Source organism: Micromonospora sp. GCM10011542, from assembly GCF_042650685.1.
Lineage (GTDB): Bacteria > Actinomycetota > Actinomycetes > Mycobacteriales > Micromonosporaceae > Micromonospora.
On sequence record NZ_JBHSBO010000058.1, the window covers coordinates 712,680 to 727,808 of the forward strand.

Below are 15,129 nucleotides of genomic sequence, written 5' to 3' on the forward strand. Positions count from 1 at the left end.
GTCACACCTCCCTGGAGTCCGAGCCGGCGGCGATGTTGGCCGGCTCCCGCTCGGCGACCACACGCGTGATGCGCGGGCTCGGTGGTACCTGTAGATCCATCGGCGGCACCGGGAAGCTCCCGTGCGGTCGACTGTTGACCTGTTCCTGCAGGGTCGGCTTCGGCTGCGGCTTGCGGCTCGGCCAGAGCAGCGTGGCTAGCAGCAGGACGCCGGCCGGGACGCCGACGGCGATCAGCTTGCCGCGCGAGTCCCAGTCCTCGATGGAGCGCAGGCCCGACAGGACCAGGATCCAGACCAGGTTGATCGGGAGCAGCACCTTCCAGCCGAAGCGCATGAACTGGTCGTAGCGCAGCCGGGGCAGCGTGCCGCGCAGCCACACGAAGACGAAGACCAGCGCGATCACCTTGCCGAAGAACCAGAGCATCGGCCACCAACCGGAGTTGGCGCCCTCCCACAGCGTGATCGGCCACGGCGCCCGCCAACCGCCGAGGAACAGCGTGGTGGTGACCGCGGACATGGTCACCATCGAGACGTACTCGCTGAGCATGAAGAGCGCGAACTTCAGCGAGCTGTACTCGGTCATGAAGCCGGCGACCAGCTCGGACTCCGCCTCGGGCAGGTCGAACGGCGCCCGGTTGGTCTCGCCCACGGTGGAGATGAAGAAGATGATGAAGCTGGGCAGCAGCAGGATCGCGTACCAGCCCGGCGCCGGGATCTCGGTGCCGAAGATGGTCAGCCGGGTGGCGTCCCCCTGGGCGGCGACGATCCCGCTGGTGCTCATCGTGCCGGCGGTCATGAACACCGCCACGATGCTCAGGCCCATCGCGACCTCGTACGAGATCATCTGGGCGCTGGAGCGCAGGCCGCCGAGCAGCGGGTACGTCGAGCCGGAGGCCCACCCGCCGAGCACGATGCCGTAGATGCCCATCGAGGAGCAGGCCAGCAGCACCAGCACCGCCACTGGCACGTCGGTGACCTGCAACGGCGTGTGGTGGCCGAAGATGCTCACCATCGGGCCGAACGGCACCACCGACAGCGCGGTGACCGCGCAGATCACCGAGATGGTCGGGGCGAAGAAGTAGACGACCTTGTCGGCCGCCTTCGGCAGGATGTCCTCCTTGAAGGCCATCTTCAGGCCGTCGGCCAGGGTCTGCAGCAGGCCGAACGGGCCGACCTGGTTGGGGCCGGGCCGCACCTGCATGTAGCCCACCACGCGCCGCTCGAACCAGACGCCGAGCAGGGTGGCCAGCAGACCGAAGGCGAACGCGAAGACGATCTTGCCGAGAACCAGCCACCACGGGTCCCGGCCGAAGTCAGCCAGCGTCGGGTCCTGGGCCAGGTAGATCATTCAACACCTCCGGCGTTGAGCAGCGGCCCCGGCCGCCCGGTGACGGTGTCGGCCCGAGCGGCCGGCACGGTCGCGGTGAGCGGCGCGGCGGAGATCCGGACCACCGCGCCCGACGTCGCCCCGAGGCTGCGTCGCACGGTCGACCCGGGTGAGTTGGTGGGCAGCCAGACCACGCCGTCCGGCATCTCGGTGAGCTCCGCCGGCAGGGTCAGCGCCCCCCGGTCGGTGCCCACCGTGACGGCGTCACCGTCGGCGACGCCGAGCGCCTCGGCGGTGCCCTTGCCCAGCCGGACCACCGGCGGGCGGGCCGTACCGGCGAGGTGTTCGTCGCCCTCGGTGAGGGTGCCCAGGTCGATCAGCTGGTGCCAGGTGGCCAACACGGCCTCCCCGGCGCCCGGGTGCGGCACCGCCGCCGGCGCCACCGAAGGCGCCGCCGGCCGCTGGAGGCGGGTCGGCGGCAGGGCTCCCAGCTCGCGGCGGACGCTCAGCACGTCCGGAGTGCCGAGCCGCACGTCGAGCAGTGCGGCCAGCGCGTCGAGCACCCGGCCGTCGGTCATCGCCGCGGTGTTCAGCACCGCGTCGAAGGGACGCAGCCGGCCCTCCCAGTCCAGGAAGCTGCCGGCCTTCTCGACCACCGGGGCGACCGGGAGGACCACGTCCGCCCGCCGGGTCACCGCGCTGCCGCGCAGCTCCAGGCTGACCAGGAACGGCACCGCGTCCAGGGCCGTCTCGGCCAGCCGCGGGTCGGCCAGGTCGGCCGGGTCGACGCCGGCGACCACCAGCGCGCCAAGCTGACCGCCGGCGGCGGCCGCCAGGATGCCGTCGGTGTCCCGCCCGGCCTGGCTCGGGATCACCCCGGCCGGGATGTCCCACGCCTCACCCAGCTCGGCCCGGGCGGCCGGCTCGGTGACCAGCCGGCCACCGGGGAGCAGGTTGGGCAGGCAGCCGGTGTCGACCGCACCGCGGTCACCCGCGCGCCGCGGCACCCAGGCCAGCTTCGCGCCGGTACGACGGGCCACATCCGCCGCCGCGGAGAGCCCGCCCGGCACGCCGGCCAGCCGCTCCCCGACGATCAGGATCGCGCCCGGCGTGCTCAACGCCTCGGTGACCGTGGCGTGCTCGGCGAGCACGGTGGCCTCCTCGCCCGGGACGACCCGGGCCAGCTTGGCGCCGAGCTTCTCCAGACCACGGGTGGCGAACGGCGCCAGCGCGTACACCGTGAGCTTCTTCTTCAGGTACGCCTTGCGCAGCCGCAGGAAGAGGATCGGGCACTCCTCCTCCGGCTCCAGACCGACCAGCACCACCGCCGGCGCGTTCTCCACGTCGGTGTAGGTGACGTCGGTGACCCCGGCGACCGAGCTGGCCAGGAAGTCGGCCTCCTCGCGGGAGACCGGCCGGGCCCGGAAGTCGATGTCGTTGGTGTTCAGGGCGACCCGGGCGAACTTCGAGTACGCGTACGAGTCCTCGACGGTCAGCCGGCCGCCGGTGAGCACCGCCGTGCCCTGCCCGCCGTCACGGGCGGCGCGCAGCCCCTCGGCGGCCACGGTGAGCGCCTCGCTCCAGGACGCCTCGCGCAGCTCACCGGTGCGCTCGTCGCGGACCAGCGGGGTGGTCAGCCGGTCGGTGGCCCGGGTGTACTGGAAGCCCCACCGGCCCTTGTCGCAGTTCCACTCCTCGTTCACCGCCGGCTCGTCGCCGGCCAGCCGGCGCAGCACCTTGCCGCGCCGCCAGTCGGTGCGCTGCCCGCAGCCGGCCGAGCAGTGCTCGCACACACTCGGGCTGGAGACCAGGTCGAACGGGCGGGCCCGGAACCGGTACTGGGCACCGGTCAGCGCGCCCACCGGGCAGATCTGCACCGTGTTGCCGGAGAAGTAGGAGTTGAACGGGACGTCCCCGTCGTCGCCCTCCTCGCCGTACGCCTCGTCGCGGTAGATGTTGATCTCCTCGGCGGACGACCGGCCCATCAGGTCGATGAACTTGTCGCCGGCGATCTCCTCGGAGAACCGGGTGCACCGCTGGCAGAGCACGCACCGCTCGCGGTCCAGCAGCACCTGGCTGCTGATCGCCATCGGCTTCTCGTACTCGCGCTTGTGCTCGTGGAAGCGGGAGTCGGTGCGGCCGGTGGACATCGCCTGGTTCTGCAGCGGGCACTCGCCGCCCTTGTCACACATCGGGCAGTCCAGGGGGTGGTTGAGGAGCAGCAGCTCCATCACCCCCTCCTGGGCCTTCTTGGCGACCGGGGAGGTGAGCTGGGTCCGCACCACCATGCCGTCGGCGACGGTCTGGGTGCAGGAGGCGACCGGCTTGCGCTGCCCCTCCACCTCGACCAGGCACTGCCGGCAGGCGCCGGCCGGGGCCAGCAGCGGGTGGTCGCAGAACCGCGGGATCTCGGTGCCCATCTGCTCGGCGACCCGGATCAGCAGCGTCCCCTTGGGGGCGGTGACCTCGACGCCGTCGATGGTGAGCGTGACGGTGTCGGTCTGCTTGGCTACGTCGGTCATTAGTGGGCTCCCACCAGCTGCTTGTCCGACAGCTTCGGCGCGGTACGTCCCTCGATGTAGTCGAGGTAGTCCTGCTTGAAGTACTTCAGCGACGAGGTCACCGAGCTGGTCGCACCGTCACCGAGGCCGCAGAACGAGCGGCCGAGGATGTTGTCGCAGGTGTCCAGCAGGGTGTCCAGGTCCTCGTGGGTGCCCTGGCCGGCGAGGATCCGCCGGTAGACCCGGACCATCCAGTAGTTGCCCTCGCGGCACGGCGTGCACTTGCCGCACGACTCGTGGTGGTAGAACTCCAGCCACCGGTAGGTCGCGTAGACCGGGCAGTCCTGGTCCGAGAAGATCTGGGTGGCCGTGGTGCCGAGGATCGAGCCGGCGGCCGCCACCCCCTCGAAGTCCAGCGGCACGTCCAGGTGCTCGGCGGCGAGCAGCGGGGTGGACGAGCCGCCCGGGGTCCAGAACTTCAGGTTGTGCCCGGGCTGCATCCCGCCGGCCAGCTCCAGCAGCTCGCGCAGCGTGACGCCCATCGAGCACTCGTACTGGCCCGGGTTGGCGACCCGACCGGAGAGCGAGTAGATCATCGGCCCGGAGGACTTCTCGGTGCCCATGGTCTTCCACCAGGCGGCCCCGCCGAGCACGATCGGCGGCACGCTGGCGATGGTGCCGACGTTGTTGACCACGGTCGGGCTCGCGTACAGGCCGTGGGTGGCCGGGAACGGCGGGCGCAACCGCGGCTGGCCCCGGAAGCCCTCCAGCGAGTCCAGCAGCGCGGTCTCCTCGCCGCAGATGTACGCCCCGGCGCCGGAGTGCACCACCAGCTCCAGGTCGAAGCCGCTGCGCAGGATGTTGGTGCCGAGGTAGCCCTTGGCGTACGCCTCCTGCACCGCGTTGCGCAGCCGGCGCGCGGCGTGCACCGCCTCGCCCCGGATGTAGATGTAGGCGCGGTTGGCCCGGATCGCGTACGACGCGATGATGACGCCCTCGACCAGCGCGTGCGGGTCGTGGGTCATCAGCGGCAGGTCCTTGCAGGTGCCCGGCTCGCCCTCGTCGGCGTTGACCACCAGGTAGTGCGGCTTCCCGTCGCCCTGTGGGATGAAGCCCCACTTGAGACCGGTGGGGAAGCCGGCGCCACCCCGGCCGCGCAGCCCGGAGTCCTTGATCAGCTGGATCAGGTCGTCCGGGTGGGCGTTGAGCGCCTTGCGCAGCGCCGCGTAACCGTCGAGCTTCTCGTAGGTGTCGATCCGCCAGGCGTCCGGCGACAGCCAGCGCTTGGTCAGCACCGGCGTGAGCTTGGCCAGCGTCTCCGGCCGAGGAGTGGTCACTTCCGGACCCCCGTTCCGCTCGCGTCGTCCGGGTCGGGGTCCGACCCGGCCGCCGCCTCCTTGAGGTTGCGCTCCTGCGCTCCGGCCGCGTCGCCGGCGGGCTTGCCGTCACCGGCCGGCGCGTTGGCCGCCGCGCCGGCGGCCTCCGCCGCCCGCGCGTCACCCGACGCCGGCGGCGCACCGGCCGCCGGGACCTTGGTGCCCGGTGCGTCCGGCACGGCGGTGGTCGCGTCGGGCTGCCGCGTCTCGGCGGTACGCACCTGCGGCGACTTGTCGTCCGGCGCCTTGACGTCCGGCGCGGTGCTGCCCGTGGCCGCCTCCGGTCGCGCCGGCTCGGCGCCCACCGGCGTACCCGTCGGGGCGGCCGCGCCATCGCCGGCGGTGACCGGTGCGGCGGGCGTCGCGGCCGGGGTGGCCGCGCCGTCGCCGCCCTTGACCGGCGCGGTGCTGGCCTCGGTCGGGGCCGGCTTGGCGGCCTCGGCCTTCGCCTTCGCCTCGGCGGCCTCCCGGTCGGCCTCGGCCTTGCTGCGGATCGGGGTGTTCGGGTCGAAGCCCGCCACGGCGACGCCGTGCTCCTGGGCCAGCCGCAGCCCCCGCAGGGTGGGCTCGCCCGGCCCGCCGTCGGCCACCGCGCCGTCCCGCTCGTCGGCGAAGCCGGCGAGCTGTACCGCCATCTCCTTGAGCGTGCAGAGCCGCGCGCCCCGGGTCGGCATCGGCCGCCCGCCGGCGCGCAACTCGTCGACCACGCCGAGCGCGGTCGACGGGTCCACGCCGTCGAAGAAGTCGTAGTTGACGGTCATCACCGGGCCGTAGTCGCAGGCCGCCAGGCACTCGGCGTGCTCCAGGGTGATCTTCCCGTCGGCGGTGGTCTCGTCGTGCCCGACGCCCAGGTGCTCGACGAGGGTGTCGTAGACCTCCTGGCCGCCGAGCACGTTGCACATGGTGTTGGTGCAGACGCTGACCAGGAAGTCGCCGGTCGGCTTGCGCTTGTACATGGTGTAGAAGGTCGCCACCGCGCCCACCTGGGCCTTGTTCAGCCCGAGCACCTCGGCGCAGAACGCGACCCCGGCCGGGGAGACGTACCCCTCCTCGGCCTGCACCAGGTGCAGCAGGGGCAGCAGCGCGGAGCGGGACCGGTCCGCCGGGTAGCGCGAGATGATCTCGCGGGCCCGCTCCCGGGTCTCGTCGGTGAAAGTCGTCATCGGTCACAACCACCCATCACGGGGTCCAGCGAGGCGCCACCGGCGATCACGTCGGCGATCAGGCCACCCTCGGCCATCGCCGGCAGGGCCTGGAGGTTGACGAAGCTCGGCTCCCGGTAGTGCACCCGGTACGGTCGGGTGCCTCCGTCGGAGACCGCGTGCACGCCCAGCTCGCCCCGGGGCGACTCGATGCCGACGTACACCTGGCCCGGCGGGACCCGGAAGCCCTCGGTGACCAGCTTGAAGTGGTGGATCAGCGACTCCATCGACTGACCCATGATCTTCGCGACGTGCTCCAGCGAGTTGCCCATGCCGTCCACGCCGATGGCGAGCTGCGCCGGCCAGGCGATTTTGCGGTCGGCCACCATCACCGGACCCGGCTTCAACCGGTCCAGCGCCTGCTCGACCAGCTTCAGCGACTCGCGGATCTCGGCGAGCCGGACCTGGTAGCGGCCCCACACGTCGCCGTCCGGGTGGGTCGGCACGTCGAACTCGTACGTCTCGTAGCCGCAGTACGGCATGGTCTTGCGCAGGTCCCAGGCGAGACCGGCGGAGCGCAGCACCGGGCCGGTGACGCCGAGCGCGAGGCAGCCGGTCACGTCCAGCACCGCGACGCCCTTGGTCCGCTCGGTCCAGATCGGCTGGCCCGAGAGCAGGTCCTCGTACTCCTTGAGCTTCTTCGGCATCATCTTGAGGAAGTCGCGGATCTTGCCGACGGCCTCGTCCGGCACGTCCTGCGCGACCCCGCCCGGCCGGACGTACGCGTGGTTCATCCGCAGGCCGGTGATGGTCTCGAAGATGTCGAGGATGTACTCCCGCTCGCGGAAGCCGTACAGCATGATCGAGATCGCGCCCAGCTCCATGCCGGTGGTGGCCAGCCAGACCAGGTGCGAGGAGATCCGGTTGAGCTCCATCATGAGCACCCGGATGGTGGTGGCCCGCTCGGTGATGTCGTCGGTGATGCCGAGCAGCTTCTCGACCGCGAGCGCGTAGGCCGTCTCGTTGAACAGCGGCGAGAGGTAGTCCATCCGGGTCACGAAGGTCGAGCCCTGGACCCAGTTGCGGTATTCCAGGTTCTTCTCGATGCCGGTGTGCAGGTAGCCGACGACCGAGCGGGCCTCGCGGACCGTCTCGCCCTCCAGCTCCAGGATCAGCCGCAGCACGCCGTGCGTCGACGGGTGCTGCGGACCCATGTTGACGACGATCCGCTCTTCGTTGATCGGGTCGGTGCCCGAGACGACCGTGTCCCAGTCCCCGCCGGTGACGGTGAAGACCCGACCCTCGGTGGTCTCGCGCTCGGTGGCGTAGTTCGACGTGGTCACTGTGCTGGCCCTCCGTTCACGACTGCGGGGCTCGCAAGCTCACTCCTCGCGCTCACTGGTAGGACCTCCTACGGTCCGGCGGAGGAATTTCCGCACCCTTGTACTCGACGGGGACGCCGCCGAGCGGGTAGTCCTTGCGCTGCGGGTGCCCCTCCCAGTCGTCCGGCATGAGGATCCGGGTCAGATTGGGGTGGCCGTCGAAGACGATGCCGAACATGTCGTACGCCTCGCGCTCCTGCCAGTCGGCGGTCGGGTAGACCGCGGTGACGCTGGGCAGGTGCGGGTCGGCGACGGAGACCGCGGCCTCCAACCGGACGCGGCGCCGGTAGGTCATCGAGGTGAGCTGGTAGATCACGTGCAGCCGGCGCTCGTCGGCGCCCAGGTAGTCCACCCCGGACACCGAGGAGCAGAGCTCGAAGCGCAGCGCCAGGTCGTCGCGCATCACCTGGCAGACCTCGGCGATCCGCTCCGGGCGCACGTGCAGGGTCAGCTCGCCCCGGTCGACGACGACCTTCTCGATCGCGTCACCGAAGGCCGGGTACGCCTCCTCCAGCGCGTCGCGGACCTCGTCGAAGTAGCCCCCGTACGGCCGGGCGGCCTCCTCGATCGGCTGGCGCTGGCGGACCAGGCCGCCGTAGCCGGAGACGTCACCGCTGCCCTGGTTGCCGAACATCCCCCGCCCGGCCGGGCTGGCCGGCGGGTACTCCGCCGGGGCGGTGCTGCTCGCGCCGGCCGGGGTCGTCGGGACCGGTACGCCGCCGTCGTCGTTCCTGTCGTTCGGTGCCGTCATTTCGGACCCTCGTGTGCGTGGAGGTGGTTCTGCGCGTTCATCCAGTTCTCGATCCGCAACTGCTCCTCGCGCCCCTCGCGGACGGCCTTCGTCCACTCGGCACGCCGGGCCTTGTCGTTGCGGTACGAGGACGGCATCGAGCCGTACGGCACGACCGGGATGTCACCGCGCTCCTGGCGGGCCGCCAGCATCTTGCGGCCGTTCGGACCGAGCGGCTCATACATGATCTTCTCGCGGAGCTTGAGGATCGCGTCGATGAGCATCTCCGGCCGGGGCGGGCAGCCGGGCAGGTACATGTCGACCGGGACGACGTGGTCGACGCCCTGCACGATGGCGTAGTTGTTGAACATGCCGCCGCTGCTGGCGCAGACGCCCATGGAGAGCACCCAGCGGGGCTCGGCCATCTGGTCGTAGATCTGGCGCAGCACCGGGGCCATCTTCTGGCTGACCCGGCCGGCCACGATCATCAGGTCGGCCTGGCGCGGCGAGGCCCGGAAGACCTCCATGCCCCAGCGGCCCATGTCGTAGTGCGGACCACCGGCGGCCATCATCTCGATGGCGCAGCAGGCCAGGCCGAAGGTGGCGCCCCAGACGGACGACTTCCGGGACCAGTTGACCAGCTTCTCCACCGAGGTGAGCAGGACGCCGGCGGGGAGCTTCTCCTCGATGCCCATCTGACGTTCCTTCCTCAGTCCCAGTCCAGCCCGCCGCGCCGCCAGACGTAGGCGTACGCGACGAAGACCGCGACGATGAACAGGACCATCTCCACGAAGCCGAAGATCGGCAGGGCGTCGAACGAGACCGCCCAGGGGTAGAGGAAGATGATCTCGATGTCGAAGACGATGAAGAGCATCGCCGTCAGGTAGAACTTGATCGGGAACCGCCCGCCGCCGACCGGCTGGGGGCTGGGCTCGATGCCGCACTCGTACGCCTCGAGTTTGGCCTTGTTGTAGCGCCGGGGACCGGCGAAGCGGGCGGCGCCGACGGAGAACAGCGAGAACGCCGCGGCGAGGGCGAACAGCCCGATGATCGGTGCGTAAGGCGAGAGCGACATCGTATTCTCCTGCTCGTCCTTCCCTGCCCTCGGTGCTTGACGAAAATCACACTATTCACGTCCCTCGCGGTGGCTGCCGGCGGGGGTCGATCTCTGTCCACCCCGGGGCTGTGACCAGCCCCGATGTGGTAGTCCTAGACGGCTGGCGCGGCCTTCGTCATCGCGTTGATGACCCGGTCCATCGCGTCCCCGCCACGCGGGTCGGTCAGGTTGGCCAGCAGCTTGAGCACGAAGCGCATCAGCGTCGGGTGCGGCATGCCGTGCCTGGTGGCGATCCGCATGATCTCGGGGCGGCCGATCAGCTTCACGAAGATGCCGCCGAGGCGGTAGTAGCCGCCGAGGCGTGCCTTCAGCTCGGTCGGGTACGCCATCAGCGCCCGCTCACGCTCGGGGCCGGCCGGCCGGGCGAGCGCCTGCACCGCGACCTCCGCGGCCAGCTCGCCGGACTCCATCGCGTACGCGATGCCCTCGCCGTTGAACGGGTTGACCATGCCGCCGGAGTCGCCGACGAGCATGACGCCGCGGGTGTAGTGCGGCACCCGGTTGAAGCCCATCGGCAGCGCGGCGCCGAGGATCGGGCCCTCGGCGTTGGCCTCGTCGGTCATCCCCCAGTCTTCGGGGGTGTTGGCCAGCCAGTCGGTGAGCAGTCGGCGGTAGTTGGTCTTGCCGAACGCGGACGAGGAGTTGAGCACACCGAGGCCGACGTTGACCCGACCGTCGCCGAGCCCGAAGATCCAGCCGTACCCGGGGAGCAGGTTGTCGCCGCTGTCCTTGCTGCGGAGCTCCAACCAGGACTCCAGGTAGTTGTCGTCGTGCTTGGCCGGCGAGCGGTAGTAGCGCCGGACGGCCACGCCGATCGGCCGGTCCTCCCGCTTGGCCAGCCCGAGGGCGAGCGGGAACCGACCGGAGACCCCGTCGGCCGCGACCACCAGCGGGGCGGAGAACGTGACGGGCTCCTTGTCCGGCCCGACCTCCGCCTCGACGCCGGTCACCCGGCCGTCGCCGTCGAGCACCGGGCCCATGACGTTGACGCTGGTCCGCAGCTTGGCGCCAGCGGCCACCGCCCGCTGGGCGAGCAGGTCGTCAAAGTCGAGGCGGGTGCGGACCAGGCCGTAGTTGGGGAAGCTGGCCAGCTCGGGCCAGTCCAGTTCGAGGCGTACGCCGCCGCCGATCACCCGCAGGCCCTTGTTGTGCAGCCAGCCGGCCTCGGGCGAGGTGTCCACGCCCATCCGGATCAGCTGGCGCACCGCGCGCGGGGTCAGCCCGTCGCCGCAGACCTTCTCCCGGGGGAACTCGGTCTTCTCCAGCAGCAGTACCCGTACGCCGTGCCGAGCCAGGTGGTACGCGGTCGCCGATCCACCGGGACCGGCGCCCACGACGATGACGTCGGCGTCGTGCTCGACCGCGGTCATCTCGCGCCTCCTCCCGCATGCTCGTGAAATGCTTCACAAGCCCAGACGGGAGCAGTCTATGACCGGCGTCATACCTGCACCGGATGAGGGGTACCTAACTCGGTGATGTGACACTCAGCGAGTGTCCACAGCGGCCGGGTGTCAGGCCGGACTGGACGCATCCAGGCCGGCATCGACCCGGATCGTCTCCGGCAGATGCTCGCGCAACGCACCTCCGGCCGCGCGGTCCAGCGCCGCCAACACCTCGGCGACCACCTGACGGACGTCCGCCGGATCGGCGCCGGCGAGTTCCCGCAACTGCGCGATGAGTTCGGCCGCGTCGTCGTCGGTGGCGGCCACCGGGCCCGCCGGGTCTCGTCCCGTCATGCGACGAGCGTAAAGGGCAAAGTGGACCGAAGTCGGACTTTCCCGAAACGAGAGGGATGGTGTCATCCAGTCGGGGCCGCCGGTCGACCGGCGGCCGACCGCCGCCTAGTCGCGGACCGCCCGGTGCAGGGCGACGACGCCGCCGGTCAGGTTCCGCCACGCCACCCGACCCCAGCCGGTCGCGCCGATCCGACCCGCCAACGCGGACTGGTCCGGCCAGGCCCGGATCGACTCGGCGAGGTAGACGTACGCCTCGGGGTTGCTGGACACCGCCCGGGCCACCGCCGGCAGCGAGCGCATCAGATACGACAGGTAGACCGTGCGGAAGGCCGGGTTGACCGGCGTGCTGAACTCGCAGACCACCAGCCGCCCGCCGGGACGGGTCACCCGGGCCAGCTCGCGCAGTGCGGCGTCGGTGTCGTTGACGTTGCGCAACGCGAAGGAGATGGTCACCGCGTCGAAGCTGCCGTCGGCGAAGGGCAGTCGCAACGCGTCCCCGGCCAGCAGCGGCACCGCTGGGCGGCTCCGCTTGCCCGCGTACAGCATTCCCAGCGACAGGTCGGCGCCGACCGCGTACGCCCCGGACTGGGCGAGCTCCTGGGTCGACACGCCGGTCCCCGCACCCACGTCCAGCACGCGCTCGCCCGGCCGCAGGCCGAGCGCCGCCCGGGTCGCCCGACGCCAGGACCGGTCCTGCCCGAAGGACAGCACCGTGTTCGTCAGGTCGTAACGCTCCGCCACGCCGTCGAACATCGCGGCGACCTCGTGCGGCTGCTTGTCCAGGCTGGCGCGCTGGCCCTGCGGGGTACGGCTCACCCCTCCACTCTGCCAGCCGCGGCGAGAACTGCGACCGCTGGGTGGTGCGCGCAGACCTCCGGCACGCGAAAGGGCGGGATGGTCGCCCACCCCGCCCTCGCGTCACGGTTGCGTCAGCCGCCGATCCCCGCGTCGGCCGCCGACGACCTCGTCAGTCGGTCGACGTCTCGTCGCCGGGAGCGACCAGGACGACCTTGCGCCGCCGGGAGAGCACCAGGAGCGCCCCACCCACCAGCAGGATCGCGCCGCCGATACCGCCGATCAGGCCGACCTGCACACCGGTCACCGGCAGCCCGCCACCGGCGGAGCCGCCACCGCCGGCACCCGGCGACGTGGTCGCGCCGGGTGTGGGCGTGCCACCGGAGGTCGGGGTCACCGTCGGGGTCGGGGTCACGGTCGGAGTCGGCGTGGGGGTCGGCTGCGTGGCCAGGTCGACGAAGACGTCGAACTGCGCGGTGTTGTCCCCGTCGTCGGTCTCGGTGAACGCCCGACGCTGGGCGTCGCTGGCCACCTTCGGCTGCTCCTCGGGGCTGCCCTCGGCGACGTCCAGACCCTTGGCCCACACGAAACCGGGCCGGAGCACCGGCTGAGTCACGTCCGCGGCGACCTTCACCCGCACGTCGGCCGTGTAGAACTGACCCGGCCGCAGCACCACACCGGAGTCCTCGCAGTACGCGTTGGCGAGGCCGTTCAGCGGCTGCTCGGCGCAGCCCTCCGGCAGCTCGGCGAAGGCGACGCCGGCCGGCAGTGTGATCCCGTACGCCACTCCGGTGGCCTTGCGGCTGCCGTCGTTGTAGACCGCCCAGTCCAGCGGCGCGGTCTCGCCGGGACGCACCGGCGTGAGCTGGGACTCGCCCGCCTCGTCGCCGTCCACTGCCACGTCTGCGTAGACGTCCTGCACCCAGGTCGTCAGGTCGTAGCCGCGCTTGGTCACGGTGATCTTCTGCTCGACCGTGTTGTCGTCCGGGTTGGGGTCGGCGGTGGCCGAGCTGATGGTGACCACCAGCGTGCCGGCCTCGCCGCGCCCGCCGGTGGAGAAGAGCGGGATGCCGAAGTCCTCGGTGGTGCCGGCGGCCAGGTCGCCGAGCAGGCAGGTGAAGGCCGTGCCGGCGATGTCGCAGCCGTCCGGCACGAGTACGCCGACCTTGCGGTCCTCGAGGCCGTTGGTCTCCACGGTGACCCGGACGTCCTTGGCGTCGACCGTGCCGCGCGTGTTGTCGACCTGGAACTTGAACGGCTTGGCCTTGGCCTCCTTGACGCCCTTGGCCAGGTTGTAGCTGAGCGGCGTGAGCGCCAGATCGGCCTGGTCGGCGGCGTGCGCCGGTGCCGCGACGGTGGCGAGGCCACCGGCCGCGAGCAGGGCCACGGTGCCCACGCGGGTCAGGGTCGAGCGGTAAAACGGTGTCATCGATCCCCCGGGGTTAGGGAAGAAAGAATGGTTGCGGAAACGAGCGGACATTATCGGACGTCGATCCCCGGCGCCAGCATCGACGGCGGCTTTCCGCCCGTCCGGGCCAGACCGGTGAGACGGTACGGGCGGGATGGTCACCCATCCCGCCCGTACCGCCGTGCGTTATGTGAACGGCCCTCATGGGCCGATGGAGGACATGGCGTCCACCGCCAGGAAGGCAGGGACGCTCAACGATTCGTCGGCCGCACGTTAGCGATCGCGGATCGCCCCCCGCCATCCCTGCGCCTGGATCGTTTCCGAGCTGTGCCCATCGCCCCACCAGGGATTGTGCAGGGTGACGGGCCAGCGGCCAGGTGCAGCGGTCGGCCGTCCTCCGAACGGGTCAGTTGGCGTCGACCAGCGGCAGCGATTTCCCAGCCCCGCCGCCGGGCATCGCGATCGAGGAGAAGTGCGAGACCACCCGCTCGTCGGTCGGGTCGTCGGCGGGCGTGTGGTGCACGGCCAGCCGGTTGTAGAGGGTGTCCCGCTGGGCCGGGATCCGGTCCGCCGAACGGATCATGCCGATCAGCTCGTGCAGGTTGGAGCGGTGCCGGGCGCCGGCCGAGGAGATGACGTTCTCCTCCAGCATGATCGAGCCGAGATCGTCCACGCCCATGTGCAACGACAGCTGCCCGACGTCCTTGCCAGTGGTCAGCCAGGACGCCTGCAGGTGCGGCACGGTCTCGAAGAAGAGCCGGGCCACGGCGACGAGCCGCAGGTACTCCAGTGTGGTGGCCTGGGTGCGGCCCTTGAGGTGGTTGTTCTCCGGCTGGTACGTCCACGGGATGAACGCCCGGAAGCCGCGGGTGCGGTCCTGCACGTCGCGGATCATCCGCAGGTGCTCGATCCGCTCGGCGTGCGTCTCGCCGGTGCCCATCATCATGGTGGCGGTCGACTCGATGCCCTGCCGGTGGGCCAGCTCCATGACCTCCAGCCAGCGCTCGCCCGACTCCTTCAGCGGCGCGATGGCCCTGCGCGGTCGCTCGGGCAGCATCTCCGCGCCGGCGCCGGCGATCGAGTCCAGGCCGGCGGTCTTGATCCGGGCGATGGCCTCGTCCAGGCTGACCCCGGAGACCTTGGCCATGTGCAGGATCTCGCTCGGCCCGATCGAGTGGATGACCAGCTGCGGGTACGCCTGCTTGACCGAGGAGAAGAGCTGCTCGTAGTACTCCACGCCGTAGTCGGGGTGGTGCCCGCCCTGGAGCATCACCTGGGTCGCGCCCAACTCGACCGCCTCGCCGCAGCGGCGCAGGATCTCCTCGGTCGGGTGGGTCCAGCCCTCGGCGTGCTTCGGCGCCCGGTAGAAGGCGCAGAACTTGCAGGCCGTCACGCAGACGTTGGTGTAGTTGATGTTGCGGTCGATCAGGTACGTGACGATGTTGTCCGGGTAGCGCCGCCGGCGCACCGCGTCGGCGGCCTCGCCCAGCGCGTGGAAGGGCGCCTCGGTGTAGAGCAGCAGGGCCTCCTCGGGCGTGATCCGCCCGCCGTCCGCGCCACGCTGCAGGATGTCGTCGATCTCCCGGCTCACCGTCACGCCTCCGAGCCTACGTCG

At 71.2% G+C, this 15,129-nt stretch carries 12 protein-coding genes and 1 pseudogene; all 13 read right to left on the minus strand.

Annotation, left to right across the window (positions count from 1 at the left end; translation table 11 throughout):
* Position 1 precedes the first annotated feature (1 nt).
* On the minus strand, positions 2–1,348 hold the full coding sequence (gene nuoH / locus ACFOW4_RS24135; protein ID WP_377531490.1) for an NADH-quinone oxidoreductase subunit NuoH: 1,347 nt from the start codon (positions 1,346–1,348) through the stop codon (positions 2–4).
* Positions 1,345–3,849 (minus strand): NADH-quinone oxidoreductase subunit G, encoded by a 2,505-nt coding sequence (locus tag ACFOW4_RS24140; RefSeq protein ID WP_377531492.1) that lies wholly within the window; start codon positions 3,847–3,849, stop codon positions 1,345–1,347. Before ACFOW4_RS24140 ends, nuoH begins: the two co-directional genes overlap by 4 nt.
* Positions 3,849–5,165, minus strand: a complete 1,317-nt coding sequence (gene nuoF, locus ACFOW4_RS24145; RefSeq protein WP_377531494.1) for an NADH-quinone oxidoreductase subunit NuoF — start codon at positions 5,163–5,165, stop codon at positions 3,849–3,851. Before nuoF ends, ACFOW4_RS24140 begins: the two co-directional genes overlap by 1 nt.
* A gap of 332 nt (positions 5,166–5,497) precedes the next feature.
* A pseudogene (nuoE, locus tag ACFOW4_RS24150) lies at positions 5,498–6,367 on the minus strand (NADH-quinone oxidoreductase subunit NuoE); the annotation flags it as partial.
* Positions 6,364–7,689, minus strand: a complete 1,326-nt coding sequence (locus tag ACFOW4_RS24155) for an NADH-quinone oxidoreductase subunit D (protein WP_377531497.1) — start codon at positions 7,687–7,689, stop codon at positions 6,364–6,366. The pseudogene nuoE and the gene ACFOW4_RS24155, both read right to left, overlap by 4 nt.
* 52 nt (positions 7,690–7,741) lie before the next feature.
* A complete protein-coding gene (locus tag ACFOW4_RS24160; RefSeq protein ID WP_377531500.1) occupies positions 7,742–8,479 on the minus strand; it encodes an NADH-quinone oxidoreductase subunit C in 738 nt (245 codons plus the stop codon).
* Positions 8,476–9,153 carry a NuoB/complex I 20 kDa subunit family protein gene (locus ACFOW4_RS24165; protein ID WP_377531501.1) on the minus strand — a complete coding sequence of 226 codons (678 nt, stop codon included), beginning with the start codon at positions 9,151–9,153 and terminating at the stop codon, positions 8,476–8,478. The genes ACFOW4_RS24160 and ACFOW4_RS24165 overlap by 4 nt, the downstream gene beginning before the upstream one ends.
* Before the next feature lie 14 nt (positions 9,154–9,167).
* Positions 9,168–9,533, minus strand: a complete 366-nt coding sequence (locus ACFOW4_RS24170) for an NADH-quinone oxidoreductase subunit A (RefSeq protein WP_007454588.1) — start codon at positions 9,531–9,533, stop codon at positions 9,168–9,170.
* A 134-nt stretch (positions 9,534–9,667) separates the two neighbouring features.
* On the minus strand, positions 9,668–10,945 hold the full coding sequence (locus ACFOW4_RS24175) for a geranylgeranyl reductase family protein (protein WP_377531503.1): 1,278 nt from the start codon (positions 10,943–10,945) through the stop codon (positions 9,668–9,670).
* Between the two features lie 141 nt (positions 10,946–11,086).
* A complete protein-coding gene (locus ACFOW4_RS24180; protein WP_377531505.1) occupies positions 11,087–11,311 on the minus strand; it encodes a hypothetical protein in 225 nt (74 codons plus the stop codon).
* 105 nt (positions 11,312–11,416) lie between these two features.
* Complete coding sequence (locus ACFOW4_RS24185; RefSeq protein WP_377531508.1) at positions 11,417–12,127, minus strand: demethylmenaquinone methyltransferase; 711 nt, start codon at positions 12,125–12,127, stop codon at positions 11,417–11,419.
* A gap of 151 nt (positions 12,128–12,278) precedes the next feature.
* The gene (locus tag ACFOW4_RS24190) at positions 12,279–13,535 is read right to left on the minus strand and encodes an LPXTG cell wall anchor domain-containing protein (protein WP_377531510.1); all 1,257 of its coding nucleotides are present in this window, start codon (positions 13,533–13,535) and stop codon (positions 12,279–12,281) included.
* 385 nt (positions 13,536–13,920) lie between these two features.
* Positions 13,921–15,111, minus strand: coding sequence for a cyclic dehypoxanthinyl futalosine synthase (gene mqnC, locus ACFOW4_RS24195; protein WP_377531512.1), 1,191 nt, complete (start codon positions 15,109–15,111; stop codon positions 13,921–13,923).
* Between the last annotated feature and the right edge of the window lie 18 nt (positions 15,112–15,129).

Coding starts and splice junctions, on each gene's coding strand:
- ACFOW4_RS24165 (WP_377531501.1), bottom strand. CDS start 9,153: ATGGGCATCGAGGAGAAGCTCCCCGCCGGCGTCCTGCTCACCTCGGTG.
- ACFOW4_RS24140 (WP_377531492.1), bottom strand. CDS start 3,849: ATGACCGACGTAGCCAAGCAGACCGACACCGTCACGCTCACCATCGAC.
- ACFOW4_RS24170 (WP_007454588.1), bottom strand. CDS start 9,533: ATGTCGCTCTCGCCTTACGCACCGATCATCGGGCTGTTCGCCCTCGCC.
- nuoH (WP_377531490.1), bottom strand. CDS start 1,348: ATGATCTACCTGGCCCAGGACCCGACGCTGGCTGACTTCGGCCGGGAC.
- ACFOW4_RS24190 (WP_377531510.1), bottom strand. CDS start 13,535: ATGACACCGTTTTACCGCTCGACCCTGACCCGCGTGGGCACCGTGGCC.
- ACFOW4_RS24175 (WP_377531503.1), bottom strand. CDS start 10,945: ATGACCGCGGTCGAGCACGACGCCGACGTCATCGTCGTGGGCGCCGGT.
- ACFOW4_RS24160 (WP_377531500.1), bottom strand. CDS start 8,479: ATGACGGCACCGAACGACAGGAACGACGACGGCGGCGTACCGGTCCCG.
- ACFOW4_RS24180 (WP_377531505.1), bottom strand. CDS start 11,311: ATGACGGGACGAGACCCGGCGGGCCCGGTGGCCGCCACCGACGACGAC.